The following is a 22714-nucleotide window of genomic DNA, read 5'->3' on the forward strand; positions in this document are numbered from 1 at the left end:
TAAAATTTAGTTCCAAAGATATACCTTTAATTTTGATCTGTTTCTTTGTCGCGCATGACAGGTGTGGTGAGCTGTTTTTTTTTCCAATGTTCCCCTTTTTCATACAGTAATTTACTAAAGGGATATTTAAATTTAAGGTGTCCCTCGTAATCTGTTCCGAAGAGCCGGTAAGGGGAGTCAGGGTTTTCTTTAAGGCATAAATTTATAGCGTTACTATAAACCTGTGGCCCTGTCATTTTATGAACGTCGTGTTTGTATTTGTTTGTCCGAAGGTTTTCGAGTACAAGTTCCAGTGTTTTCTTAAGGAAGGGGTGATGTGCTTCAAAAATTAATGCCCATTGCACAAATAGACCTTCGTTTCTCTCTTTAGAGATGACCGCCACGTCGGTCGGAAGGATAAAATCACTTAGTTTACCTTTAATGGCACTGTCGATATCGAGGTATACTCCGCCTTTCTTATATAATACCGCATACCTAAAGAAATCAGCTTTAGCGGCACCGATATTAATTCTTTTATATAAAGAGAATACCTCATTGTCATATTCTGCTTGTATAAAGCGATCAATACGATCATCATCATAAAATTCATACACATAATCCGGGTTCTTCTTTCTAAGCCTGGCAATATGCCAACGCGTCAGAAAATGAAATTTCGCCGTTTTAAAGGTCTGATGTATGATTTTTGGAATGGGCATAATCGGTATTAAGTACTAAAGCTACCACTTCAGCATAAACTCTGCAAATAAGAATAATTTCCATTTATTTGTAGAACAAACGGTAGATGGCATGGAGCAGACAGACAAATTAATTCAAGGGATTACCGCAGGGAATTTCATATCAATTGCCAGGGCATTAACGCTCGTGGAAAATGAAATCAAACCTTCGGCAGTTCTTTTGCGCGCATTACCAATACGGGAAGTTCCGGTAATAGGAATTACTGGCCCCCCGGGTGCAGGTAAAAGTACCTTGGTCAATGCGATTACTGCAACGTTAGTAGAAAACGGCAAAAAAGTAGCCATTTTGGCGGTAGACCCGACATCGCCATTCAATTTCGGGTCTTTACTAGGTGACAGGATAAGAATGTCGCAACAGTTTAACAACCCTCATGTATTTATTCGTTCTGTAGCAACAAGGGGCGCTTTGGGTGGCATTTCCACAAAAACTATTGAAATGGTAGATGTGATGCGGGCTGCCAATTTTGACCTTATTCTGGTGGAAACCGTTGGTGTAGGGCAATCTGAACTAGAAATTGCAGGATTGGCAGATCGCACAGTGGTCGTGCTGGTGCCAGAGTCTGGAGATGAAATACAGAACATTAAGTCTGGCCTTATGGAAATAGCACAGGGCTTTGTGGTAAACAAGGCTGACCGGGAGGGTGCTGATACTTTTGCAAATAACTTGTTGAAATTGCTTAGGCAGCAGCATACACATTTACCAGTATTTAAGACAGTCGCTGACAAAGGGGAAGGAATTAAAGCATTATGTGATTGGTTGTTAACTCCAATGGAGTTTGATAATAAACTTAAACCCTACTTGTTAGCCGAAAAAGCTTTTAAAATATTACAGCATGAACGAATGCGTGATATAGATAAAGTAAAATTAAGGGAAGCTGTAAAAGTCGCATTAAGAAAATCAGATTTCAATATCTACAGCTTTGTTGATCGATGGGCAAGTAGTAATCTTAAATCATCTGTATAAAAAACTGGACTGGTGTGTATAGAAGTACAAATCTTAATGATCATGTTACGGTTTTTTCTGCCAAAAAGCGCCTTTAAGGCGTATAAATAACATCGTTATATTATTATGACATCAGCATTAAATTATATTTAAACTTTAATTAATTAGGTATACTATTGATTATTAGTTAATTAGTGTGTATCTTTGGCGTTGCTAACATTTTAGCGGGTGATGCGAATAGAAGGTAGAAGGTACGCTTCTTCTGTAATTTGTCCGATGTTCTAAGTTTGGAACGGTGTTTGTATAACAGTTTGAGAATTTAAAAATTTGTTTAATTTTGCTACACAAAAAAAATTAGACGATTAAAATTTGTTTAACCTTAAAAAAGAAAATTATGAATTATTCTACTTTAAAAAAAGGTCTAGCAGTTTCTTTTGTTGCATTAATGGGAGCTACGACTCTTGCAAGTGCACAAGACTCTACTATGACAACATCTTCAGCCAAGGTATTTGGTGGAAGAGGACAGTACAGAACTTGGTCAATCGGTGTGAATGCGGGTGTTATGTCTCCATTCTTAGTTATCGGTGGTACTAACGACTTCACAAACGCAGACGTTAACTTAGGTTACGGTTTGTCATTGAAAAAACAATTAGGTCATGCATTCGCTTTAGAAGGTAACGTTTTCCGTGGAAAAGTTTCTGGAACAAATAAAGATTTTGCTGGTGGTTCACAATTCGGTGTTAGAGAATTTGAAACTGAAATTGGTTACTCTGCAGACATTAGAGGTGTTGTTAATGTAGCAACAGTTGACTTTTTACGTCGTGAGAACTCAGTTAACTTTTTCGTATCAGCTGGTTACGGTTTAATCGCTTATGCTCCATCATTCACTTCTGAAGCTGGTACAGTTTCTGACTGGAAAGGTGTTGCTGGCGAATCAAGAGATAAAGAATATGTGAAAGAAGCTTATATCCCAGTTGGTGCTGGTGTTAAATTTAAAGTTTCTGACCGTGTTGCTTTTAACTTAGGTTACACTATGCACTTTATTGATAGCGATAACTTTGATGGTGTTTACGCTAAACCAACTTCAAAAGATAAATTTTCTTACGGATATGCAGGTTTAGAATTCTCTCTTGGTTCAAGCGACAAGCCTAACTTAGAATGGGTTAACCCACTTGCTTTAATGTATGATGAGTTGAAAGATCCATCTTTACGTCAAGAAGTTGAAGCATTAAAAACTCGTGTAACTAACGTAGAAAGATCTATCGAAGATTTGAAAAAAGATACTGATGGTGACGGTGTTGCTGATCAATTTGACAAATGCCCTGGAACTCCAGCAGGTACTGCAGTTGATGGTTCAGGATGTCCACTTCCAGTAGCTACTACAACTGTTAACGGTGATGTAACTGGTTATGAGCCAATCCAATTTGAATTCAACAGTTCAGTATTAAAAACTGAATCATACCCTATCTTAGATAAATTATCTTCAGGTTTACGTGATAACGGTGGTAAAGTAACTTTAAACGGTTATGCTTCAAGCGAAGGTACTGCTGCTTACAACATGAAGTTATCTAAAGACAGAGCTAATTCTGTTAAAACATACTTAGTAAACTCTGGTGTTAATTCTAGCCAAGTAGCTGCTAAAGGTAATGGTGAAGCTAATCCAATTGCTTCTAACGATACTGAAGAAGGTCGTATCCAAAACCGTCGTGTTGAATCTTCAAGAAACTAATCTTTCTTAAGAACATACTTTAAAAAAGAGGGCTTCGATATTCGAGGCCCTCTTTTTTTATTTATACATTTGTGTATGTACTTCTTTCGAAAAAAGGATAGCAACAGACCCACCAGCGGGAGTCTTAAAGCCATGCATTTTATTAATGCACTGGCTATCTTGATTTTTATTGCCGGTATAATCTGGAAATTAATTGACCTACTCATTTTAAAATAATACTGATGAAACAAATCATCTATACTGCCGATGCGCCAGCGCCAATAGGCCCTTACAGTCAAGCCGTTTTAGTCAATGGATTTCTTTATATTTCAGGCCAAGTTCCAATTGAGCCTACAAGTGGCGAATTGGTACAAGATTCTATTCAGGCGGAAACAACCCAGGTGATGGCTAACTTAAAAGCATTATTACTGGAAGCTGGTTACGGTTTTGAGCATATTGTAAAAACTACTATATTCTTGTCAGACATGAGCTTGTTTGCTGAGGTTAATGAAATCTATGGATCTTATTTTACTTCTGATTATCCAGCCCGTGAAACTGTTGCCGTTAAAGGTTTGCCCAAAGGTGTTAACGTAGAAATTTCGGCCATTGCTTACCAGGCTTCTTAGTCACCCAAGCAAAAACATACATTTTGTATACAGGAGTTTTATCATCCCCAATTGAATACCTGAAAGGTGTTGGTCCCAGACGTGCCGAGCTCTTGAAAAAGGAGCTGGGCATTTTTTCTTATGACCAACTCTTAAATTATTATCCATTCAGGTATATTGACAGAACGCGTTTTTATAAAGTAAACGAGTTGGATCCTGAACTACCCTTGGTGCAGGTTGTAGGTAGAATTACCGATAAACAACAAATTGGAGAGAAACATAAAAAGCGCATTGTTGCTAAATTTACTGACGAAACCGGCACCATAGAGCTGGTATGGTTTCAAAGTTTGAAGTGGGTAGATGAAAATGTAATGCGTGGAAAGGTGTATATCGCCTTTGGCAAACCTAATGTTTTTAATGGCACGTATAGCATTTCGCATCCTGAGCTGGAGACCTATCCACGGCCAACTACTATTACAGGTAACTTAACACTCCAACCCATTTACAACAGTACAGAAAAGCTAAAGAAGCACTTTTTGGATAGCAAAGGCATCCAGAAGCTCCAGGCCTCCATTATTCAGCAGCATGTGCGTGAAGTTATGGAAACTCTTCCTGGTTATATCAGTGATAAATATAAACTGATCAGTAAACGAGAAGCTATTCTGCATATTCATTTCCCGGCTACCGCGCAGGCGTTACAAGATGCCGAAAGACGATTGAAATTTGAAGAATTATTTTTTATTCAGCTTCAGCTACTCAATAGTAAACAACAACGCACATTAAAATATAAGGGTGTGCGTTTTGATAAAGTTGGCGATAAGGTGAATACCTTTTACCGCGAAATGCTTCCTTTTGAATTAACTAATGCCCAAAAAAGAGTAATCAAAGAAATCAGGGTAGATACACAGAGAGGTGTTCAAATGAACCGTCTTGTGCAGGGTGATGTAGGAAGCGGTAAAACCATTGTGGCCTTGATGAGCATGCTTTTGGCTAATGATAACGGCTGCCAAGCCTGTATGATGGCGCCTACAGAAATATTAGCCCGTCAGCATTACCAATCCTTAACTGCACTTATTCCGGATGATTTTTTGAAGGTGTCTATCCTTACTGGTAGTACATCTAAGAAGCAACGTACAGTATTACACCAGCAGTTGGAGGCTGGAGAGATAGATATCTTAGTAGGTACACATGCGTTGATTGAAGACAAAGTCCAGTTTAATAACCTGGGTATTGTTGTCATCGATGAGCAACACCGCTTTGGCGTTGAACAGCGTGCAAAATTATGGCGCAAGAACATCATTCCCCCACATATTCTGGTCATGACCGCTACGCCGATTCCACGCACTTTGGCCATGACCTTATATGGCGACCTGGATGTTTCGGTCATTGATGAACTGCCTGCCGGTAGACGGCCTATTGAAACCCGTCACCTATATGAAGGGCAACGCCTGCGTATGTTTGGTTTCATGAAGGAGGAGATCAAAAAAGGAAGACAGGTTTACGTAGTCTATCCCTTGATTAAAGAAAGTGAAAAACTTGATCTCTTATATTTAGAAGTAGGTATTGAGCAAATGCGTTATCAGTTTCCGCTACCTGATTTCCAGATTAGTGTGGTACATGGGAAGATGACTAATGCCGATAAACAATACGAGATGCAGCGGTTTGTGGAAGGAAAGACTCAAATTATGGTGGCGACTACGGTAATTGAAGTAGGGGTAAATGTACCCAACGCCTCGGTGATGGTTATTGAGAATGCTGAACGTTTTGGCTTGTCGCAGTTACATCAGTTGCGTGGGCGTGTAGGCCGCGGTGCCGAACAATCTTTCTGTATTTTGATGTCAGGTAATAAACTTACCCGTGAGGGAAAACTGCGGTTGGAAACGATGGTGAAAACCAATAATGGTTTTGAAATTTCTGAGATTGACTTACAGTTGAGAGGGCCCGGCGACCTTTCCGGTACGCAGCAAAGTGGGGTGCTTGATTTAAAACTGGCTAACCTGGCAAAAGATCAGATTATTTTGCAGGAAGCCCGAAATACCATTATAGCTTTATTTGAGGAAGATCCGATGCTGGAACTCCCTCAAAATCATTTGCTAAAAACTTACCTGGAAAAGAAGAACCAGGGAATTTCCTTTGATAAAATATCTTAAACTTTAATCTTCATCACTGCCCGGGATGGAGCCACTTCCAGAATAGGCACCTTTACGGATTACAGGCATTTTTAAATGTTTATATAAATCGTCCAGGTGCAGCAGGCTGCCATTGGTCAGGTTGCCAAGAAAGATCACCACAATCTTACTATCCAGGTCACGGACATAAATGTGCCTGAAACCATGCCACCATCCTGTGTGGTAAGCCACCTTACGGCCTTTATCTCCTTCAAATAAACGCCAGCCATAACCATAGTTGAAATGACCATTTACTGCTTTATTATGACCAGTATAGGCAGAGTCTAGACTAGTCTTTTTTAGTAATCTGCCTTTACGCAAAGCATTATCAAATAATACCAGATCGTGCAGGGTACTGTAAATTCCTTTATCGCCCACCGGGCCATCTAAAAAGTTTTGTACCACTGAATACCTCCAAGAACGGTCGTGTCCAACCACATCAACCGGAATTTTGGGGTAAACCGTTGTAGAATACACGTGTGTATTTTTCATGCCCGCAGGTTTAAACACATTTTCCATCATGTAATCAGCATAGGTTTTACCCGTAACCTTTTCGATGATGGCCGCCAGAAGCATATAGTTCGAATTATTATAATGGAAACGTGTGTCAGGTTTCGCATAACGTGGCGGTTTATGTTCTTCAATCAATCGCATGACATCCTGATTGCTCATCGGTTTCTTTTTATCCTTCCAGATCCCATCTGTAAAATAGACATAGTTCATCATTCCGCTTCTATGGGTAAGTAACAGTTTGATGTTGATGCCTTCGTAAGGGAAGTTAGGGTAAAACTTTTTAACGTCATCTGTAAGGTTTAGTTTCCCTTTTTCCACCAACTGCATAATGGCTGTTCCAGTAAAAGGTTTAGTTACTGAAGCCAGCTCAAACTCAGAGTTAATTTTAAGGCTGTCACGATGTAAATAATCTGCCCAACCTACCGCTCTCTGGTAAAGGATTTTGCCATCTTTTGCCACCAATACGTTTCCATTAAAACCATATTTTTTATGCAGATTTTGCACAAAGTTTGCAATAAATTTATCTTCTTTTTCCGGTTTGTAAACGATTAATAAACTATCGGTTTTATCGTCACTTTCAGTTCGTATGGTAGGGTCAACGGGATCTTTACTGGATGATGAACAGCTTGTAAATAGGAAAGTGGCCATTGTGGCCACCATGAGAATTCTTCGGTAGATCATGAATAAAAAAGGGTTCTTTTAAAAAGCTGGAAAATTAAGAAATATACCCCTTTAAACGTAAAATTGTTTTAAACATTATCGGATACTTTACATTCACGTATAAAGATAAAGCTTAAATTTGCAGCAAAACTTATAAAATTATGGCTTTTAGAACGGAACACGATACCATGGGTGAAGTACAGGTGCCTGCTGATAAATACTGGGGAGCACAAACTGAACGATCACGTAATAATTTTAAGATTGGACCAGAGGCATCCATGCCGAAGGAAATTATACATGCTTTTGGTTATTTAAAAAAGGCGGCTGCAATGGCCAACCAGGAATTGGGCGTTTTAGCCGATGATAAAAAAGAGTTAATTGTTAAAGCCTGCGATGAAGTGATTGCCGGAGACCTGGATGACCAGTTTCCATTGGTGATTTGGCAAACAGGATCAGGTACCCAAAGTAACATGAATGCAAATGAGGTAATTGCCAATCGTGCACATGTGATCAATGGCGGCGACCTGAATGACAGTAAAAAAGCACTTCACCCGAATGATGACGTGAATAAGTCGCAATCGTCAAACGATACCTATCCTACAGCCATGCACATAGCAGCCTATAAACAAGCTGCAGAAATTACGCTTCCTGGCTTAGAAAAATTATATACTACCTTAAATGCTAAAGCAGCAGAATTTTCTGACATCGTAAAAACTGGCCGTACCCACTTTATGGATGCTACGCCTTTAACTTTAGGTCAGGAATTTTCTGGTTATGCACAGCAAGTGCGTAATGGCATTAGGTCTGTAAAAAATGCTTTAGAAATGATAACTGAAGTAGCTTTAGGTGGTACTGCAGTAGGTACAGGGTTAAATACTCCTAAAGGTTACGATGTGTTGGTTGCAGAGAAAATAGCTGAACTAACCGGTTTGCCTTTTGTTACCGCTCCAAATAAATTTGAAGCATTAGCTGCCCATGATGCCATGGTAGAACTGTCTGGCGCTTATAAACGTGTGGCGGTTTCCTTAATGAAAATAGCAAATGATGTCAGGATGTTAAGTTCTGGTCCGCGTTCTGGTATTGGTGAAATCATTATCCCAGATAACGAACCAGGTTCATCAATTATGCCAGGTAAAGTAAATCCCACGCAACCAGAGGCTTTAACTATGGTTTGTGCACAGGTTATTGGTAACGATGTTGCCGTTAGTATTGGCGGATCTAATGGTCATTTTGAACTGAATGTATTTAAGCCGGTTATTGCAGCAAATGTATTACAATCGGGCAGGTTAATTGGTGATGCTTGTGTATCATTCAATGACCATTGTGCTGCCGGTATTTTGCCGAACCTTCCGGAAATAAAAAAACACCTTGAAAACTCGCTCATGTTGGTTACTGCATTAAATCCTCATATTGGTTATGAGAATGCAGCAAAAATTGCTAAAAAAGCACATAAAGAAAATAAAACCCTTCGTGAAGCGGCCGTAGAACTGGGCTTATTAACCAATGAGCAATTTGATGAGTGGGTTAAACCAGCAGAAATGGTTGGGAGTTTAAAATAATTTGACCAGGAACATGATAAAAAACCTCTTCCTTTTGCTGCTGTTTGTTAGTGTAATCACGGCCTGCAAAAGACTGCCAAACGTACAAGGAAAAGGAGAGGCCTTCCTTCAGGGCGTATGGAACCAGGATAGCATTTCAAATGCAGATAAACTGCTCAGTTATACCCAGCATAAATTTAAGTTTACCTGCGATTCTTTCTATGTTGATTTAACCACCCATTCTAAAGTGAACTATTACGCCGATTCCTGTTATAATAACGGGATATGGAAAGAGTATGCTAAAGGCGTTTATGTGGTGCGTAACGACAGTCTTTTTATGGAAGGTGATTATACTAAACCGAATTACAAGCAAAAGGTATCTGGATGTTTCCATACCGGTCGTTACATTAAAAGTTTCTTTGTCAAATCCATCAGTCCTAAGCTCATCCAAATGGAGAGCGCCAGTGATCAGCGTGATATCAATTTAGCGCTGAAGGAAAGAATTGTATGCGAGCAAAAACCATTATAAAATGAACATTACAGCGATTAAGAATAAAGTAAAAATTGGGTTGGCGCTTGCCATATTCACGTATATGCCTATTAAAGCCAGTGCCTGGGGAATGATCGGGCACCGCGTTGTGGGTGAAGTTGCAGAATCATATTTAACAAAAAAGGGCCTTAAAGGTGTAAAAACTGTTCTAGGTTCAGAAACGCTTGCAATGGCCAGCAATTGGCCTGATTTTATAAAATCAGATACCACCTTTAACTACATGGGCTCCTGGCACTATGTTAATTTACCAGGCGGACTGGACAAACAAGGGGTATATCAATTTTTAAATGCTGAAAAGGCACCAAATGTTTACGGACAGATTAATGCCATGGTTAATATATTAAAGGATAAACAAAGTTCTGCTACGCAGCAGCAAATGGCAATGCGCGTGTTGATCCACCTGGTGGGCGACCTTCACCAACCCATGCATACGGCCAGAAAGGAAGATCTTGGTGGCAACAAAGTGTATGTAACCTGGTTTGGTGCGCGTTCAAATCTCCACAAAGTGTGGGATGAAGAATTGGTAGATTACCAACGCCTTAGTTATACAGAATACGCTACAGCAATTAATCATCCTTCCAAAGCGCAGGTGAAAACATGGCAGTCAGCTTCTTTGCAAGATATGGTATTTGAATCATATGAGGCTTGTAATGTTATTTACGATACTACTAAACACGATGATAAGTTAGGTTACCGCTATAACTTCGACCACGTTGATACCTTGAATGAGCAGTTGCTTAAAGGTGGTATCAGACTGGCCAAAATTATTAACGATATCTATGGAAAAGCTTAAATTATACATGATCATGCTGGGTTGTAAACCTGCAGGCAGGCATACAGAGCAGCATGATATTTTCTTCGCAATAGCTAGTTCTTTAAAAGAAACTATACCTTATGCTAAGGCCTTTTGGCCAGAAGCACAGGATAATATGCATTTGGATGCCTGGCGGGAAGTAACACATGTTGATGGGTATGAGGTAATTGTAGTGCCAAAGGTAATTGAGCCTGAAGAAAACAAACTGTTTTTTATCAACTTAGGGGGTTACAGGGCTGGTGAATTCGATGAACCTCATTATAAACTATTGGTGGTGGCACCAGATCTGGCCTCGGCCACAAAGCAAGCAAAGCAAACTGCCTTTTTTAAACATACTGGTTTTACCGGTGCCAATGCTCATATTGACGATAAATATGGCGTGGATGTAGATGATGTTTACCAAGTAGAAGACATCCTTCCTGCGGTTTTTCGTAAACATTATAGCTTGTCTGTCAAGCACGTAAGCGAACTGCCGGCTGACGAATTGCACCTTGGATATTTTAAACTTAAAACTATTTTAGGCTAAAGCTGTTATTTCCATACATCTAAATTATAATAATATGGGAAATAGCACAGTAAACGCAGAAATCTTAAACGACCTGGTACAAATCAATAATGATCGCATTGCAGGATATGAAAAAGCAATGGCAGAGTTAGAACCAGCAGATAGTGACTTAAAAGCGCTGTTTGTTAAAATGATTGGTGAAAGTCATAAACATAAGTTAGCCCTTGCTACTGAAGTTCAGGCTTTAGGAACTGATATCGATCAGGGTACTACCAATTCTGGTAAAATTTACAGAGCATGGATGGACGTCAAAGCTGTATTTACCGGCCATGACCGAAAAACAGTATTAAACAACTGTGAATTTGGTGAAGACGCGGCACAGAAAGCTTATAAAACAGCTTTGGAAGACGAAGATTTATCGGCAAACCTAAGAGCACTTATTTCTGAGCAAAAAGCAGAGCTAAGGGTTTCTCATGACCAGATTAAAAGCTTAAGAGATATGCAGGCTTCATAAGCCTCGAGTATACATAAAAAAAGGTTGTACCATTGTGAAAAATGATACAACCTTTTTTTGTGCTTGTATTTTACCGGTTAAACCCCATATTCCTTATCTAGGTACTCTGTTACCTTAACTATGGCGTTGTCAATGGTGTTACTCAATATAGTATAAAAGGAACCCGACTTTGCCGTGGCCATAATGTACTTTAAGGTATCATCGCCATTATTGTTAATGATGACTTCCATTTCAGGTTTTATCTCATAAATACCATCCAACAGAATGTCGATCAGGTCTTGTTGATTACGTCCCCTCAGGTATTTCTCCTGACAAATAATGATTTTATCAAACATCATGGCTGCTATTCGGGCAGTTTCTTTAATATCCTCATCACGCCTGTCGCCAGTCCCGGAAAATACACCCACATGTTCTGTGGATTCTACAGTTTTCAAGAAATCTTTAATGCCATTAAATCCATCAGGGTTATGTGCAAAATCAACCATGATCTGGAATTCTTTAAACTTAAAGATATTCATACGGCCCGGAGTAAGTGCTGCTGAAGGGATGAAGGTTTGCAATGACATCCGGATATCTTCGATTTTGTAACCACAAAGAAAGGTAGCTAACGTGGCTGCCAGTACATTCTCAATCATGAACTCTACAGTACCTCCAAAAGTTAAAGGAACATGGGTAACTTTATCCACCCTGATTTTCCAGTCGCCTTTTTTAATGGTAATGTAACCATTTTCATATATGGCAGCAGTACCACCTTTTTTGCAATGCGCTATAATGGCAGGGTTGTTTTCATCTGTGCTGAACAAAGCTACCTGGCAATCGGCATCGTTAGCAATTTTTAAACAATGTTTGCTGTTGGCATTTAACACTGCCCAGCCACTTCGTTTTACTGCACCCACAATCACGCTTTTTACACGCGCAAGGTCCTCCAATGAATGAATATCTGCAATGCCTAAATGGTCTTCCTGTATATTGGTTACTATACCGATATCACACTTGTTAAAGCCCAATCCTGCACGTAATATACCACCGCGTGCGGTTTCCAATACGGCAAACTCCACTGTTGGGTCGCGAAGAATAAACTCTGCACTTACCGGGCCTGTGGTATCACCTTTCTGGAGCAGGGTGTTTTGAACATAAATCCCGTCAGACGTGGTGTAACCAACCCTTGTTCCATTGCTTTTTACAATATGGGCAATCAAACGTGTGGTAGTAGTTTTGCCATTAGTGCCGGTAACCGCAATGATAGGTATTCTGGCCGATTTTCCTGGCGGGTATAACATATCGATCACAGGTGCAGCCACATTTCTGGGTAAACCCTCACTCGGCGCCAGGTGCATCCTAAAGCCGGGGGCAGCATTAACTTCCAGTACTACTCCACCATTATCTGTTAGGGGTTGGGTAAGATTTTCTGCCATGATGTCGATCCCACAGATATCCAGGCCGATAATTCTGGAAATGCGTTCACTCATAAATATATTTTGTGGGTGAACAAGATCCGTTACATCGATAGAAGTGCCACCTGTACTTAAATTAGCAGTTGATTTTAAGTAAAGGATTTCTCCATTAGGTACTACGGTATCTAGGGTGTATCCTTTTTTATCCAATAAATCTTCAGTATCCCGGTCTACAACAATTTCAGTCAGCACATTTTCATGTCCGTAACCACGCCTGGGATCTGTGTTTTCCTGGTCAATTAATTCCTTTACGGTAAGTTGACCATTGCCTTTCACATGGGCAGGAACACGTAAAGCGGCTGCAACCATCTGGTGGTCTATAACCAGTACCCTAAAATCGTATCCGGTAATAAAGCGCTCTACAATGATTTTTCTTGAATACTGTTTTGCATACTCAAAAGCTTCTAATGCAGCAGCATCTGTTTTTACATTGATTGACGCACCTTTACCGTGGTTACCATCCAGTGGTTTAAATACCAACGGAAAACCTACAGATTTAAGGGCATTGTGCAATTCCTCTTCGGTTGAAATGGTCACGCCAGCAGCAACAGGAATAGCCGAATCCTGTAATAATCTTTTCGTTTCATCCTTATTGCAGGCAATATCAACGGCAATGCTATTTGTTTTTTCGGTCATTGTGGCCCTAAAGCGCACTTGATTTTTACCGTAACCCAATTGGATCAAGGAACTTTTATTCAACCTGATCCATGGAATATCTCTGGCAATAGCTTCATTAACAATGGAACCTGTACTTGGTCCTAAACGTTCCAGTTCACGCAATTCGCGCAATTTCTGAATATGATCTTCCAGCTTACAGTCATCTCCATTGATCAGGTCTTCTACAATTTGCACAGAAGCTTCAGCGGCATATTTACCAGCTTTTTCTTCGATGTAACTGAAGACCACATTGTATACTCCAGGTGTTTTAGTTTCGCGTGTACGGCCAAAACCGGTGTCCATACCGGCAATGGTTTGTATTTCCAGGGCAATGTGTTCTATGACATGGCCCATCCAGGTTCCTTCCTGTACCCTTTCGAAAAATCCACCAGCATGTTCTTTAGAGCAGCGGTGTGAATATAAACTGGGTAAAGCTTGTTTAAGGCGCTCACCAAATCCATCAATTAAGTTTGTTGGTCGTTGTTCGAGGTCTTCCAAGTCCAGACGCATTTGAATAAGTTTCTTTCTTTTAATAGACCAGATATTTGGTCCTCTGAGCACTTGAATGCCTAATATATTCATGTATAATTCTATTTTTTCGTTTTTGTCTGATTGGTCTGTTTTTGGGGGCACTGCAATTATATAGCCAAAACCTACTAAACCAATTATTGGTTTTTTTGTCTATAAATTTAATAAAATAATTGATGTTTTATTTGGGTACATAATGTTAATCGCTGGTATTCTTTTGATAAAAAAGGATAGATATTAATTCTTAGCTCATATATTTGAAATAATAGGGATTTAAAAGACTAAAATGACTCCAAAAGGCAAATTAATAATTATTGGTGGCGCAATTGATACTGGCAGTTTCACAGAAACACAGTTTGGTTTGCCACAGAATATGAATTTCTTCGAAAGAGGCATTTTGAAACGCATCACTGTCGAATCATTGCACAATACAGCGTCGAGATTCGAGATTATTACCACTGCTTCTTTAATTCCAGAGAAAGTTGGTGAAGAATATATTAAAGCATTTGCACAACTGGATGTTCATGATGTGGGGGTGTTAAATATTGGGAGCCGGGAACAGGCCAATTCGCAGGAAAACTGTGACCGTATACAAGCTGCAGATGTACTGGTATTTACCGGGGGCGACCAACTTAGATTATCATCAATTTTCGGTGGAACTAAAATCCACCAGATCATGCTAGATAAATATCAAAATGAGGAAATTGTGATCGCTGGCACTTCGGCAGGCGCTGCAGCCAGTTCTAAAAATATGATCTACCAGGGCAGCAGTAAAGATGCCTTGCTTAAAGGCGAGGTTAAAATTACCGGTGGCTTAGGTTTTATTGATGGCGTTATAGTGGATACACACTTTGTGCAAAGAGGCAGAATAGGGCGGTTATTATACGCTGCTGCCAGTAATCCAGGTAATTTAGGCATCGGTTTAGGCGAGGATACCGGATTATACATTACCAATGGCCATATGATGCAGGCCATAGGATCGGGAATGGTTATCTTGGTTGATGGCCGTCATATGGCAGACACTAATTTAACTGATGTAGAAATGGGAAAACCAGTATCAATCAAAAATATGGTGGTACATGTGATGTGTGAAGGCGATTTATATGACCTTGCAGAACATAGCCTGACTATTCATCATCCTAAAAGCATTGGAGCCATTTCATGAAAATAATTATACATGGTGGGTTTTTTAGCGAGTCTAATAAAAACCAGGAGACCAAAATAGCTAAACAGGAAGCTTTATCAGCTATTGTTACTGAAGCTCATCACTTTTTACAAAGCCACAGCGCCGTGGAAACGGTTGTTTTTGCAGTGAGCTTACTCGAAGACCATCCTTTGTTTAATGCCGGCTTAGGGTCGCAGATTCAAAGCGACGGAAAAGTGAGGTTAAGCGCCTCGCTGATGGATGGAAAAACACAACATTTTAGTGGGGTCATTAACATAGAGGATGTGAAAAATCCGATTCAGGTGGCGCAGCGGCTGTCGGTTTTGGACGACCGTGTATTAAGCGGTGAGGGTGCTTTAACTTTTGCCAGGGCGCATGGTTTCAGTTACTTTAACCCCATAACTGACCAGCGGAAGGCAGAGTATGAAGAAAAACGTAACCAGCAAAACAGACAAGGAACGGTAGGTTGTGTAGCACTTGATCGTGATGGATTTTTAGCGGCTGGGACCTCCACTGGTGGTAAAGGTTACGAAATTCCCTGCCGGGTAAGCGATTCTGCAACCGTTGCCGGTAATTTTGCCAATGCGCATGCTGCTATATCTTGTACCGGCGTAGGGGAAGATATTGTAAATACTGCCCTGGCAACAAAAATTGTTACTCGGGTAATGGATGGCAGTTCACTTGAAGCGGCCACAGTAAAGTCCTTCGCCGAACTTGCAACCATTGATGGTTTCGCAGGTGTGATTGGCATCACCGCTGCCGGTGAACTCTATCATTTAGATTCTCATGATTATATGGTCTGGGCAGCTTTTGATGGTAGCTTACAGGTGTTTAACTAAAATAGTTTATATTTGTAAAATGTATAAAGTTTGCCTTACGGTGTGTAGTGTGCTTTTCTGCTTCGGAGCAATGGCACAAACCAATAATTTTATTCCTTCTGTTCCTATGGGTGCAGGAGGCGCAATAAATATTGCAGTTTCTACACCAGATGAGGCAGATGGAGATGCTTACTTTGCTGAAGCAGAGAAAACACAAAAAAGAGGAGAATTAAACCAGGCTTTAACCTTATTTGGTAAAGCGGCTTTCGAATATAACAGTGCTGGACAATATACATCTTACGGTACGGCACTACTCAAATTAAGTAATGTTCATTTATTACTTAGTCATTATAACGAAGCGGCTCAGGTAATTTTAAACGTAGCGCTTAAAAATTACTCCCGTATTGGTCACCGGGGCGGACAAATGGACTCTTATTATCAATTAGGAAAAGTTTATTATGCATCGAATAAATTGACAGAGTCATTATGGTTCTATACACAGCAAGGCATTATTGCCCGTCAGCTGCGCAACAACCCTGCCTATATCGATTCTATGATGGGCATTATCCAGGTTAAGATAAAAAAGAAAGAGTATAACCTTGCCTTGAAAGATGTGAGTAAGGCAGAGCTTTTTGCACGTACGAATAAAGTGAGTCAGTATAATACCCAGTTTAAAAATACACGTAGTTTATTAAAGGAAAAGGTAAACGCAAAAAAGTAGCAGGCATTTGATTGTCACTATTTAAGTTTACAAAAAAGAGACCGTAATAATGCTGTCTCTTTTTTGGTTATTTCAGAAATTGGTATCATATTGGTTGTTGATAAAAAAATGGATTTTAAATTATTTAAGCAAATGTTGAAAAGAATTCTACTGGTAACTTTTACCGCTGCTGTGTTGGCCTGTCAGGCCTCACCAAAACAACAGCCTGTGGTGGAAGGAATACCTAATATAAAACCGGCTGAGCAACAAAGTTTGGTAGCGAGAGAGGTGGTTGCGCTGATTGAGAATTACAACTACAAGAAATTGAAGCTGAATGATTCTATTTCATCATTGGTATTTGATGCCTATATCGAGTCGCTTGACCCCTCCAAAAATTATTTCCTGAGTGCTGATATAAAGGCATTTGAAAAATACAGAAACACGCTGGATGATGATTTCAGAAATGGTGACCTGAGTGCGCCATTTTTCATATTTAACGTTTATTTGAAGCGCTATAACGATTGGATCAGCTACTCCATCTCACAGGTGAAGCAAAAGTATGATTTTACCAGGGATGAAACTTATGTGTTCGACCGGGAAAAAATGCCTTGGGCAAACTCAGCAGTCGAGCTTCAGGATATATGGAAGAAAAGAGTAAAATATGAACTTGTTAACCTTAAAATTGCCGGTACTGAGGAAGATAAGAACATAGAAACTTTAACTAAAAGATATACTAATTTAAAATCTCAAGTTGGTAAAATCAATAATCAGGATGTGTTTCAATCCATCATGGATGCCTTTACCGAAACTATAGATCCCCATACCAGCTATTTTAATCCATCTAATGCGCAGGCATTTGCCGAAGACATGGCCCGTTCTTTCGAAGGCATCGGTGCAAGGTTACAATTGGACAATGAAGTAATTAAAATCAGTGAGATTATTCCTGGCGGCCCAGCTTTTAGAAGTAAAACCCTTAGCGCTGGCGACCGTATTATTGGTGTTGCGCAGGGCGATGGCGAGTTTGAAGATGTAATTGGATGGAGATTAGAAAATTCTGTAGCTAAAATTAAAGGCCCAAAAGGTACTAAGGTTCGCTTGAAAATCATTCCTTCAGGCCAGGAAATGTCTGCTAAACCAGTCATCATTGAACTGGTAAGGGAAAAAATCGTTATGGAAGAGCAGTCTGCTCAAAAAGAGGTGAAGACAATTAAGTCAAACGGAAAGGACTACAAAATAGGGATAATAAAAGTTCCGGCTTTCTATGCTGATTTTAAAGCGGCAAAAGCTGGCGATCCAAATTATAAAAGTACTACCCGTGACGTGAAGCTATTGTTAGATACCTTAAAGAATATAGACAAGGTTGACGCGGTGATGATGGATCTGAGAGCTAATGGCGGTGGATCTTTGTTAGAAGCGATCAGCCTGACAGGCTTATTTATAGATAAAGGACCTATAGTGCAGGTTAAAGACTTAAGAGGTGGCATTGAGGTAGATGAAGATACAGAAGCGGGTGTGGCCTGGGATGGTCCATTTGGTGTAATGGTAGATCGATTGAGTGCTTCGGCATCTGAAATCTTTGCCGGTGCCATTCAGGATTATGGTCGTGGTATGGTATTCGGTACTCAAACCTATGGAAAAGGTACAGTGCAGTCATCTATAGACCTGAACAGCCTGGTTAACCGCTCTATATTGCAACGACTGGCTGCTTTAGTTAACAAAGATGGAGCAGTTGTAGCTGGCGGCTCACAACCAGAAATGCCGCAGTTAGGATTAATTAACCTGACCATGGCTAAATTTTACCGTGTTAATGGTAGTAGCACACAGCATAAAGGGGTGATGCCTGATATTGTTTTCCCTTCTGTTTATCCAATGGATAAAATAGGAGAGGACACAGAGCCTTCTGCCTTGCCTTGGGATGTGATCAGAAAATCGACATTCCTTCCGGTAACGGATTTGACTGCAACTAAAGAGAAATTAAAAGAACTGCATGACCAGCGCATGGAAAAATCAGAAGAGTATAAAATGCTTCAGGAAGATATCCAGGAGATGAAAAAGCGTGAAAAAGAAGTTTCGGTGAGTTTAAATATGGCCAAGCTAAAAGCGGAAAGAGATAGTCTGGAAGCAAAGTCTTTAGCAAGAACAAATCAATTAAGGGCTTTGCGCGGCTTAACACCTTTGAAAAAAGGCGATAAAAGCACCAAAGAAGAGCGCTTTGATTTTGTTGAAGATGAGAGTTTAAAAGTGATGGTGGACTTGATGCAGATCAAGTAAATCAACTTCAATCCATAAGGAAGGGCTGCTGTATTCATTTACAGCAGCCCTTCCTGTTTATATCCCGGCACAGATATTGTATTTATGCAAACATAATCATCAAAAACTTATGAATGTAAAACGTACTTTCGGAACAATCTTAACAATTTTAGGTATCATCGGATTAATCTGGGCCGGTATAGGTTTCGTTAACCACAGCATACAAATGCGTGAGTTGATCGTTGTAGCTATTATCGGGATCATCTTTTTTATCTCTGGTATCGGCTTAGTTAGAAATACTAAGGACGAGGCATAATTACTCAAAAAAAAATCCTCCTAAGCAATTAGGAGGATTTATAATAAGTTAACTAGGGCTACTCTTGAATCAGATCGCTTTTCACGCCATCAAGAATACGGCCGCCTTTATAAAAATAACGGGAGTAATAAGGTTCGTTAAGGTTGCTGATCACTACACCTCTGGAAGAGGACGCATGGGCAAAGCGGTTATCGCCTAAATAGATGCCGATATGAGTAATGCTTCTGCTCTTTATTTTAAAGAAGACCAGGTCTCCCTCTTTCAATTCGTCCTTTGGTAAAGGATTAACCATGCTAAAGATATCTCTGGAGTTTCTTAAGATGGTAGTGTTAAACACCTTATCATAAATTGTCTTAGTAAAAGCAGAACAATCAATGCCTTTCTCTGAATTACCTCCAAATCGGTAAGGTGTCCCTATCCATTCATAAATGAATTTGTAGAGTTTAATGTTTGAAGTTGCATCCATGGCAACACCCATTACCTGGGAAAAATATTGGGAAGCTAAATTATCAGGATCAGCTAATTTGTTGGTTTCTTTATCTTTTGATTGTGCGAATGCTGCGGTAGATCCACAGAGCACAACTAGCGAAGAAAACAAAAATTTCTTTATCATGTTGGTATTAAGTTTGGGTAAAAAGCACTTGCACTTAAACTTACACCCTTATGGGCTTATTGTCATCTTTCCAAAACTATGGAATTTCAAAATGCTATCCAAATGTAATCTTAACATTTCTTAAAGTTATTAACATTTAGGCTCGTGCCTATGTGTATTTTACATTCAATTTCTTCGATATGTTACAATAATAAAGTAGATTTGCTCTCGTAAAAAAATCAACACCCAAAATGAGTGCAGTAGAAATTAATAAAGATACCTATTTGAAGTGGTTTGAGTCGATGTTGCTAATGCGCAAATTCGAAGAGAAAACTGGGCAATTATACGGACAACAAAAAATCCGTGGTTTTTGTCACCTATATATTGGTCAGGAGGCTGTTGTAGCCGGAGCAATTTCTGCTTTACAACCTGAAGATTCCATGATTACTGCTTACCGCGACCATGCCCATGCTTTAGCGAAAGGCGTTAGTGCAAATAGCATTATGGCAGAAATGTACGGTAAGGCTACTGGTTGCTCAAAAGGTAAAGGTGGATCTATGCACATGTTCAGTAAAGAATTTAATTTTTACGGCGGACATGGTATCGTTGGTGGACAGATTCCTTTAGGTGCAGGTATTGCATTTGCAGAAAAATATAAAGGAACTAAAAATCTGAACGTATGTTACATGGGTGATGGAGCTGTTCGTCAGGGTGCTTTAAACGAAGCATTCAATATGGCAATGCTTTGGAAACTTCCAGTAATATTTGTTTGTGAAAATAATGGTTATGCCATGGGAACCTCTGTAGAGCGTACCACCAACATGACTGACATATATAAAATCGGTTTAGGTTTCGACATGCCATGTGCGCCAGTAGATGGTATGGATCCAGTTGCGGTTCACAATGCAATGGATGAAGCTGCACAGCGTGCACGTAACGGAGAAGGACCAACCTTCTTAGAAATGCGTACTTATCGTTACCGCGGTCATTCGATGTCGGATCCGGCAAAATACCGTACTAAAGATGAGTTAGAAGAGTACAAAGCAAAAGATCCTATTGAATTGGTGCGGGAAGTTATCTTGAAAGAGAATTATGCTGACCAGGCCTGGATTGAGGAAATTGAAGCTAAAGTGAAACAGATCGTTGACGATTCTGTGAAATTTGCTGAAGAATCTCCATGGCCAGAAGCATCAGAATTATATACTGATGTATATGTTCAGGAGAATTACCCTTACGTACTAGATTAATATTTACCGTTTATCATTGATATTATAGAATGGCTGAAGTAGTTAGAATGCCCAAAATGAGCGATACCATGACCGAAGGGGTGATGGCAAAGTGGCATGTTAAAGTTGGCGATAAAATTAAAAGCGGCGATGTAATGGCCGAAGTGGAAACCGACAAGGCGACCATGGATTTGGAATCATATTGGGATGCTACAGTATTGTACATTGGCGTTGAAGAAGGTAAAGCTGTTCCAATCGATGCTGTAATTGCCGTTGTAGGTAAAGAAGGCGAAGATTATAAAGCTTTATTAGAAGCAGAAAGCGCTCCGGCTGCACCAGCAGCCGAAGCAGATAAAACTGCTGCTCCAACACCAGAAACAAAAAATGATGCAGCCGCTTCGGCGCCGGCATTGTCAGAAGCTGATCTGGAGAAAATGGGTGTTACCGTGGTTCGCATGCCTTTGTTAAGCGATACCATGACGGAAGGTGTTATTGCAGAATGGCACAAAAAAGTAGGTGACCAGGTTAAAGACGATGATATCCTTGCTGATGTAGAAACCGATAAGGCAACTATGGAAGTAATGGGTTATGCAGCGGGTACTTTATTACATATAGGTGTTGAAAAAGGCCAGGCTGCTAAAGTTAACGGCATTATTGCTATTGTTGGTCCGGAAGGAACTGACATCAGCGGTATCTTAAGCCAGGGTGATGCACCTGCAGCAGCTGGTAAAACAGAAGCGGCAGCTACACCTGAAGCAGCAGCGCCAGTTGCAGCAGAACAAAAAGAAGCTGTTACTGCTGATGGCGGACGTGTTAAAGCCTCTCCTTTAGCTAAAAGAATTGCAAAAGAAAAAGGTATCGACCTTGCACAAGTTGCAGGTAGTGCCGATGGTGGTCGCATCATCAAAAAAGATATAGAAAACTTCAAACCTGCAGCAGCAGCTCCAGCCGCTTCGGCGTCTGCACCAGCAGCAGCAGCAGAGAAACCAGGTGTTACCATTCCTCAATTCATTGGCGAAGAGAAATTCACAGAGAAACCAGTTACCCAAATGCGTAAGGTTATTGCCAAACGTTTATCGGAAAGCTTGTTTACTGCACCGCATTTCTACTTAACCATGAGCATTGATATGGATGGCGCAATTGCTGCCCGTGGAAAAATCAATGAGTATGCACCGGTTAAAATATCATTCAATGACATGGTGTTAAAAGCAGTTGCTATTGCTTTGAAACAACATCCAAATGTAAACTCATCATGGTTAGGCGATAAAATACGCTACAATGAGCATGTTAACATTGGTGTGGCTGTGGCTGTAGAAGATGGATTATTGGTTCCTGTGGTACGTTTTGCTGATGGAAAATCATTGTCACACATCTCTGCAGAAGTGAAAGATTTCGCACAACGTGCAAAAGCTAAAAAATTACAACCAGCAGATTGGGAAGGTTCAACCTTTACCATCTCTAACCTGGGTATGTTTGGTATAGATGAATTTACAGCGATTATTAACCCACCTGATGCTTGTATTTTAGCCATTGGCGGAATTTCGCAAGTACCAGTAGTTAAAAATGGTGCTGTAGTTCCAGGAAACGTAATGAAAGTAACGTTGAGTTGCGATCACCGCGTGGTAGACGGGGCAACCGGTTCTGCTTTCCTTCAAACGCTGAAGGCGCTTCTAGAAGAACCTGTGAGGTTATTAGTTTAAAAAATAGAAAAGCTGCCTAGGCAGCTTTTTTTATGCCTGTTACTTTTTGTACTTTT

At 40.1% G+C, this 22714-nt stretch carries 21 protein-coding genes; 17 read left to right on the top strand and 4 right to left on the bottom strand.

From position 1 onward, the window contains the following. Positions 1-26: 26 nt before the first annotated feature. Positions 27-695, bottom strand: coding sequence for a glycosyltransferase family 32 protein (locus tag IWX76_RS08210; protein WP_196859419.1), 669 nt, complete (start codon positions 693-695; stop codon positions 27-29). A 91-nt stretch (positions 696-786) separates the two neighbouring features. Here IWX76_RS08210 and meaB point away from each other — a divergent pair, with 91 nt between their 5' ends. The 5 genes from meaB to recG all read left to right on the top strand — a co-directional run bounded on the left by meaB (position 787) and on the right by recG (position 6140). Next, complete coding sequence (gene meaB / locus IWX76_RS08215) at positions 787-1698, top strand: methylmalonyl Co-A mutase-associated GTPase MeaB (protein ID WP_196859420.1); 912 nt, start codon at positions 787-789, stop codon at positions 1696-1698. Between the two features lie 373 nt (positions 1699-2071). Next, complete coding sequence (locus tag IWX76_RS08220; RefSeq protein WP_196859421.1) at positions 2072-3406, top strand: OmpA family protein; 1335 nt, start codon at positions 2072-2074, stop codon at positions 3404-3406. A 75-nt stretch (positions 3407-3481) separates the two neighbouring features. Beyond that, positions 3482-3622 carry a DUF6728 family protein gene (locus IWX76_RS18070; protein WP_334641511.1) on the top strand — a complete coding sequence of 47 codons (141 nt, stop codon included), beginning with the start codon at positions 3482-3484 and terminating at the stop codon, positions 3620-3622. Positions 3623-3627: 5 nt separating this feature from the next. Beyond that, positions 3628-4011, top strand: a complete 384-nt coding sequence (locus IWX76_RS08225; RefSeq protein WP_196859422.1) for a RidA family protein — start codon at positions 3628-3630, stop codon at positions 4009-4011. Between the two features lie 23 nt (positions 4012-4034). Further along, positions 4035-6140 (top strand): ATP-dependent DNA helicase RecG, encoded by a 2106-nt coding sequence (gene recG / locus IWX76_RS08230; RefSeq protein ID WP_196859423.1) that lies wholly within the window; start codon positions 4035-4037, stop codon positions 6138-6140. A gap of 3 nt (positions 6141-6143) precedes the next feature. Here recG and IWX76_RS08235 read toward each other — a convergent pair whose 3' ends face one another. Next, on the bottom strand, positions 6144-7352 hold the full coding sequence (locus IWX76_RS08235) for a serine hydrolase domain-containing protein (RefSeq protein ID WP_196859424.1): 1209 nt from the start codon (positions 7350-7352) through the stop codon (positions 6144-6146). Between the two features lie 140 nt (positions 7353-7492). On the opposite strand from IWX76_RS08235, the gene fumC reads away from it, so the two are divergent. The 5 genes from fumC to IWX76_RS08260 are packed head-to-tail and all read left to right on the top strand — an operon-like array spanning position 7493 to position 11252. Further along, positions 7493-8890 (top strand): class II fumarate hydratase, encoded by a 1398-nt coding sequence (gene fumC, locus IWX76_RS08240; protein WP_196859425.1) that lies wholly within the window; start codon positions 7493-7495, stop codon positions 8888-8890. 13 nt (positions 8891-8903) lie between these two features. Further along, positions 8904-9398 (top strand): fumarate hydratase, encoded by a 495-nt coding sequence (locus tag IWX76_RS08245; protein WP_196859426.1) that lies wholly within the window; start codon positions 8904-8906, stop codon positions 9396-9398. A gap of 1 nt (position 9399) precedes the next feature. Then, complete coding sequence (locus tag IWX76_RS08250) at positions 9400-10212, top strand: S1/P1 nuclease (protein WP_196859427.1); 813 nt, start codon at positions 9400-9402, stop codon at positions 10210-10212. Continuing rightward, positions 10199-10759, top strand: coding sequence for a DUF1543 domain-containing protein (locus IWX76_RS08255; protein ID WP_196859428.1), 561 nt, complete (start codon positions 10199-10201; stop codon positions 10757-10759). Before IWX76_RS08250 ends, IWX76_RS08255 begins: the two co-directional genes overlap by 14 nt. A gap of 34 nt (positions 10760-10793) precedes the next feature. After that, positions 10794-11252: a PA2169 family four-helix-bundle protein gene (locus tag IWX76_RS08260; protein ID WP_196859429.1), complete on the top strand. Its 459-nt coding sequence runs from the start codon at positions 10794-10796 to the stop codon at positions 11250-11252. A gap of 77 nt (positions 11253-11329) precedes the next feature. Here IWX76_RS08260 and cphA read toward each other — a convergent pair whose 3' ends face one another. After that, positions 11330-13945 (bottom strand): cyanophycin synthetase, encoded by a 2616-nt coding sequence (gene cphA, locus IWX76_RS08265; RefSeq protein ID WP_196859430.1) that lies wholly within the window; start codon positions 13943-13945, stop codon positions 11330-11332. A gap of 232 nt (positions 13946-14177) precedes the next feature. Here cphA and IWX76_RS08270 point away from each other — a divergent pair, with 232 nt between their 5' ends. The 5 genes from IWX76_RS08270 (at position 14178) to IWX76_RS08290 (ending at position 19140) form a co-directional block, all read left to right on the top strand. Next, positions 14178-15056 carry a cyanophycinase gene (locus IWX76_RS08270; RefSeq protein ID WP_196859431.1) on the top strand — a complete coding sequence of 293 codons (879 nt, stop codon included), beginning with the start codon at positions 14178-14180 and terminating at the stop codon, positions 15054-15056. Then, positions 15053-15895 (top strand): isoaspartyl peptidase/L-asparaginase, encoded by an 843-nt coding sequence (locus IWX76_RS08275; RefSeq protein ID WP_196859432.1) that lies wholly within the window; start codon positions 15053-15055, stop codon positions 15893-15895. Before IWX76_RS08270 ends, IWX76_RS08275 begins: the two co-directional genes overlap by 4 nt. A gap of 19 nt (positions 15896-15914) precedes the next feature. Then, on the top strand, positions 15915-16595 hold the full coding sequence (locus IWX76_RS08280) for a hypothetical protein (protein ID WP_196859433.1): 681 nt from the start codon (positions 15915-15917) through the stop codon (positions 16593-16595). Between the two features lie 132 nt (positions 16596-16727). After that, positions 16728-18845: a carboxy terminal-processing peptidase gene (locus IWX76_RS08285; RefSeq protein ID WP_334641516.1), complete on the top strand. Its 2118-nt coding sequence runs from the start codon at positions 16728-16730 to the stop codon at positions 18843-18845. A 109-nt stretch (positions 18846-18954) separates the two neighbouring features. After that, entirely contained in the window at positions 18955-19140 is a 186-nt protein-coding gene (locus IWX76_RS08290; protein WP_196859435.1) for a hypothetical protein, read from the top strand. A gap of 58 nt (positions 19141-19198) precedes the next feature. Here the strand turns inward: IWX76_RS08290 and IWX76_RS08295 are convergent, their stop codons facing one another. Further along, positions 19199-19753, bottom strand: coding sequence for a C40 family peptidase (locus IWX76_RS08295; RefSeq protein WP_196859436.1), 555 nt, complete (start codon positions 19751-19753; stop codon positions 19199-19201). Between the two features lie 230 nt (positions 19754-19983). On the opposite strand from IWX76_RS08295, the gene pdhA reads away from it, so the two are divergent. Both pdhA and IWX76_RS08305 read left to right on the top strand, forming a co-directional pair. Beyond that, entirely contained in the window at positions 19984-20979 is a 996-nt protein-coding gene (pdhA, locus tag IWX76_RS08300) for a pyruvate dehydrogenase (acetyl-transferring) E1 component subunit alpha (protein WP_196859437.1), read from the top strand. A gap of 29 nt (positions 20980-21008) precedes the next feature. After that, a complete protein-coding gene (locus IWX76_RS08305) occupies positions 21009-22658 on the top strand; it encodes a 2-oxo acid dehydrogenase subunit E2 (protein ID WP_196859438.1) in 1650 nt (549 codons plus the stop codon). Positions 22659-22714: the final 56 nt, after the last annotated feature.

It is taken from the genome of Pedobacter sp. CAN_A7 (assembly GCF_015752175.1).
Taxonomy (GTDB): domain Bacteria; phylum Bacteroidota; class Bacteroidia; order Sphingobacteriales; family Sphingobacteriaceae; genus Pedobacter.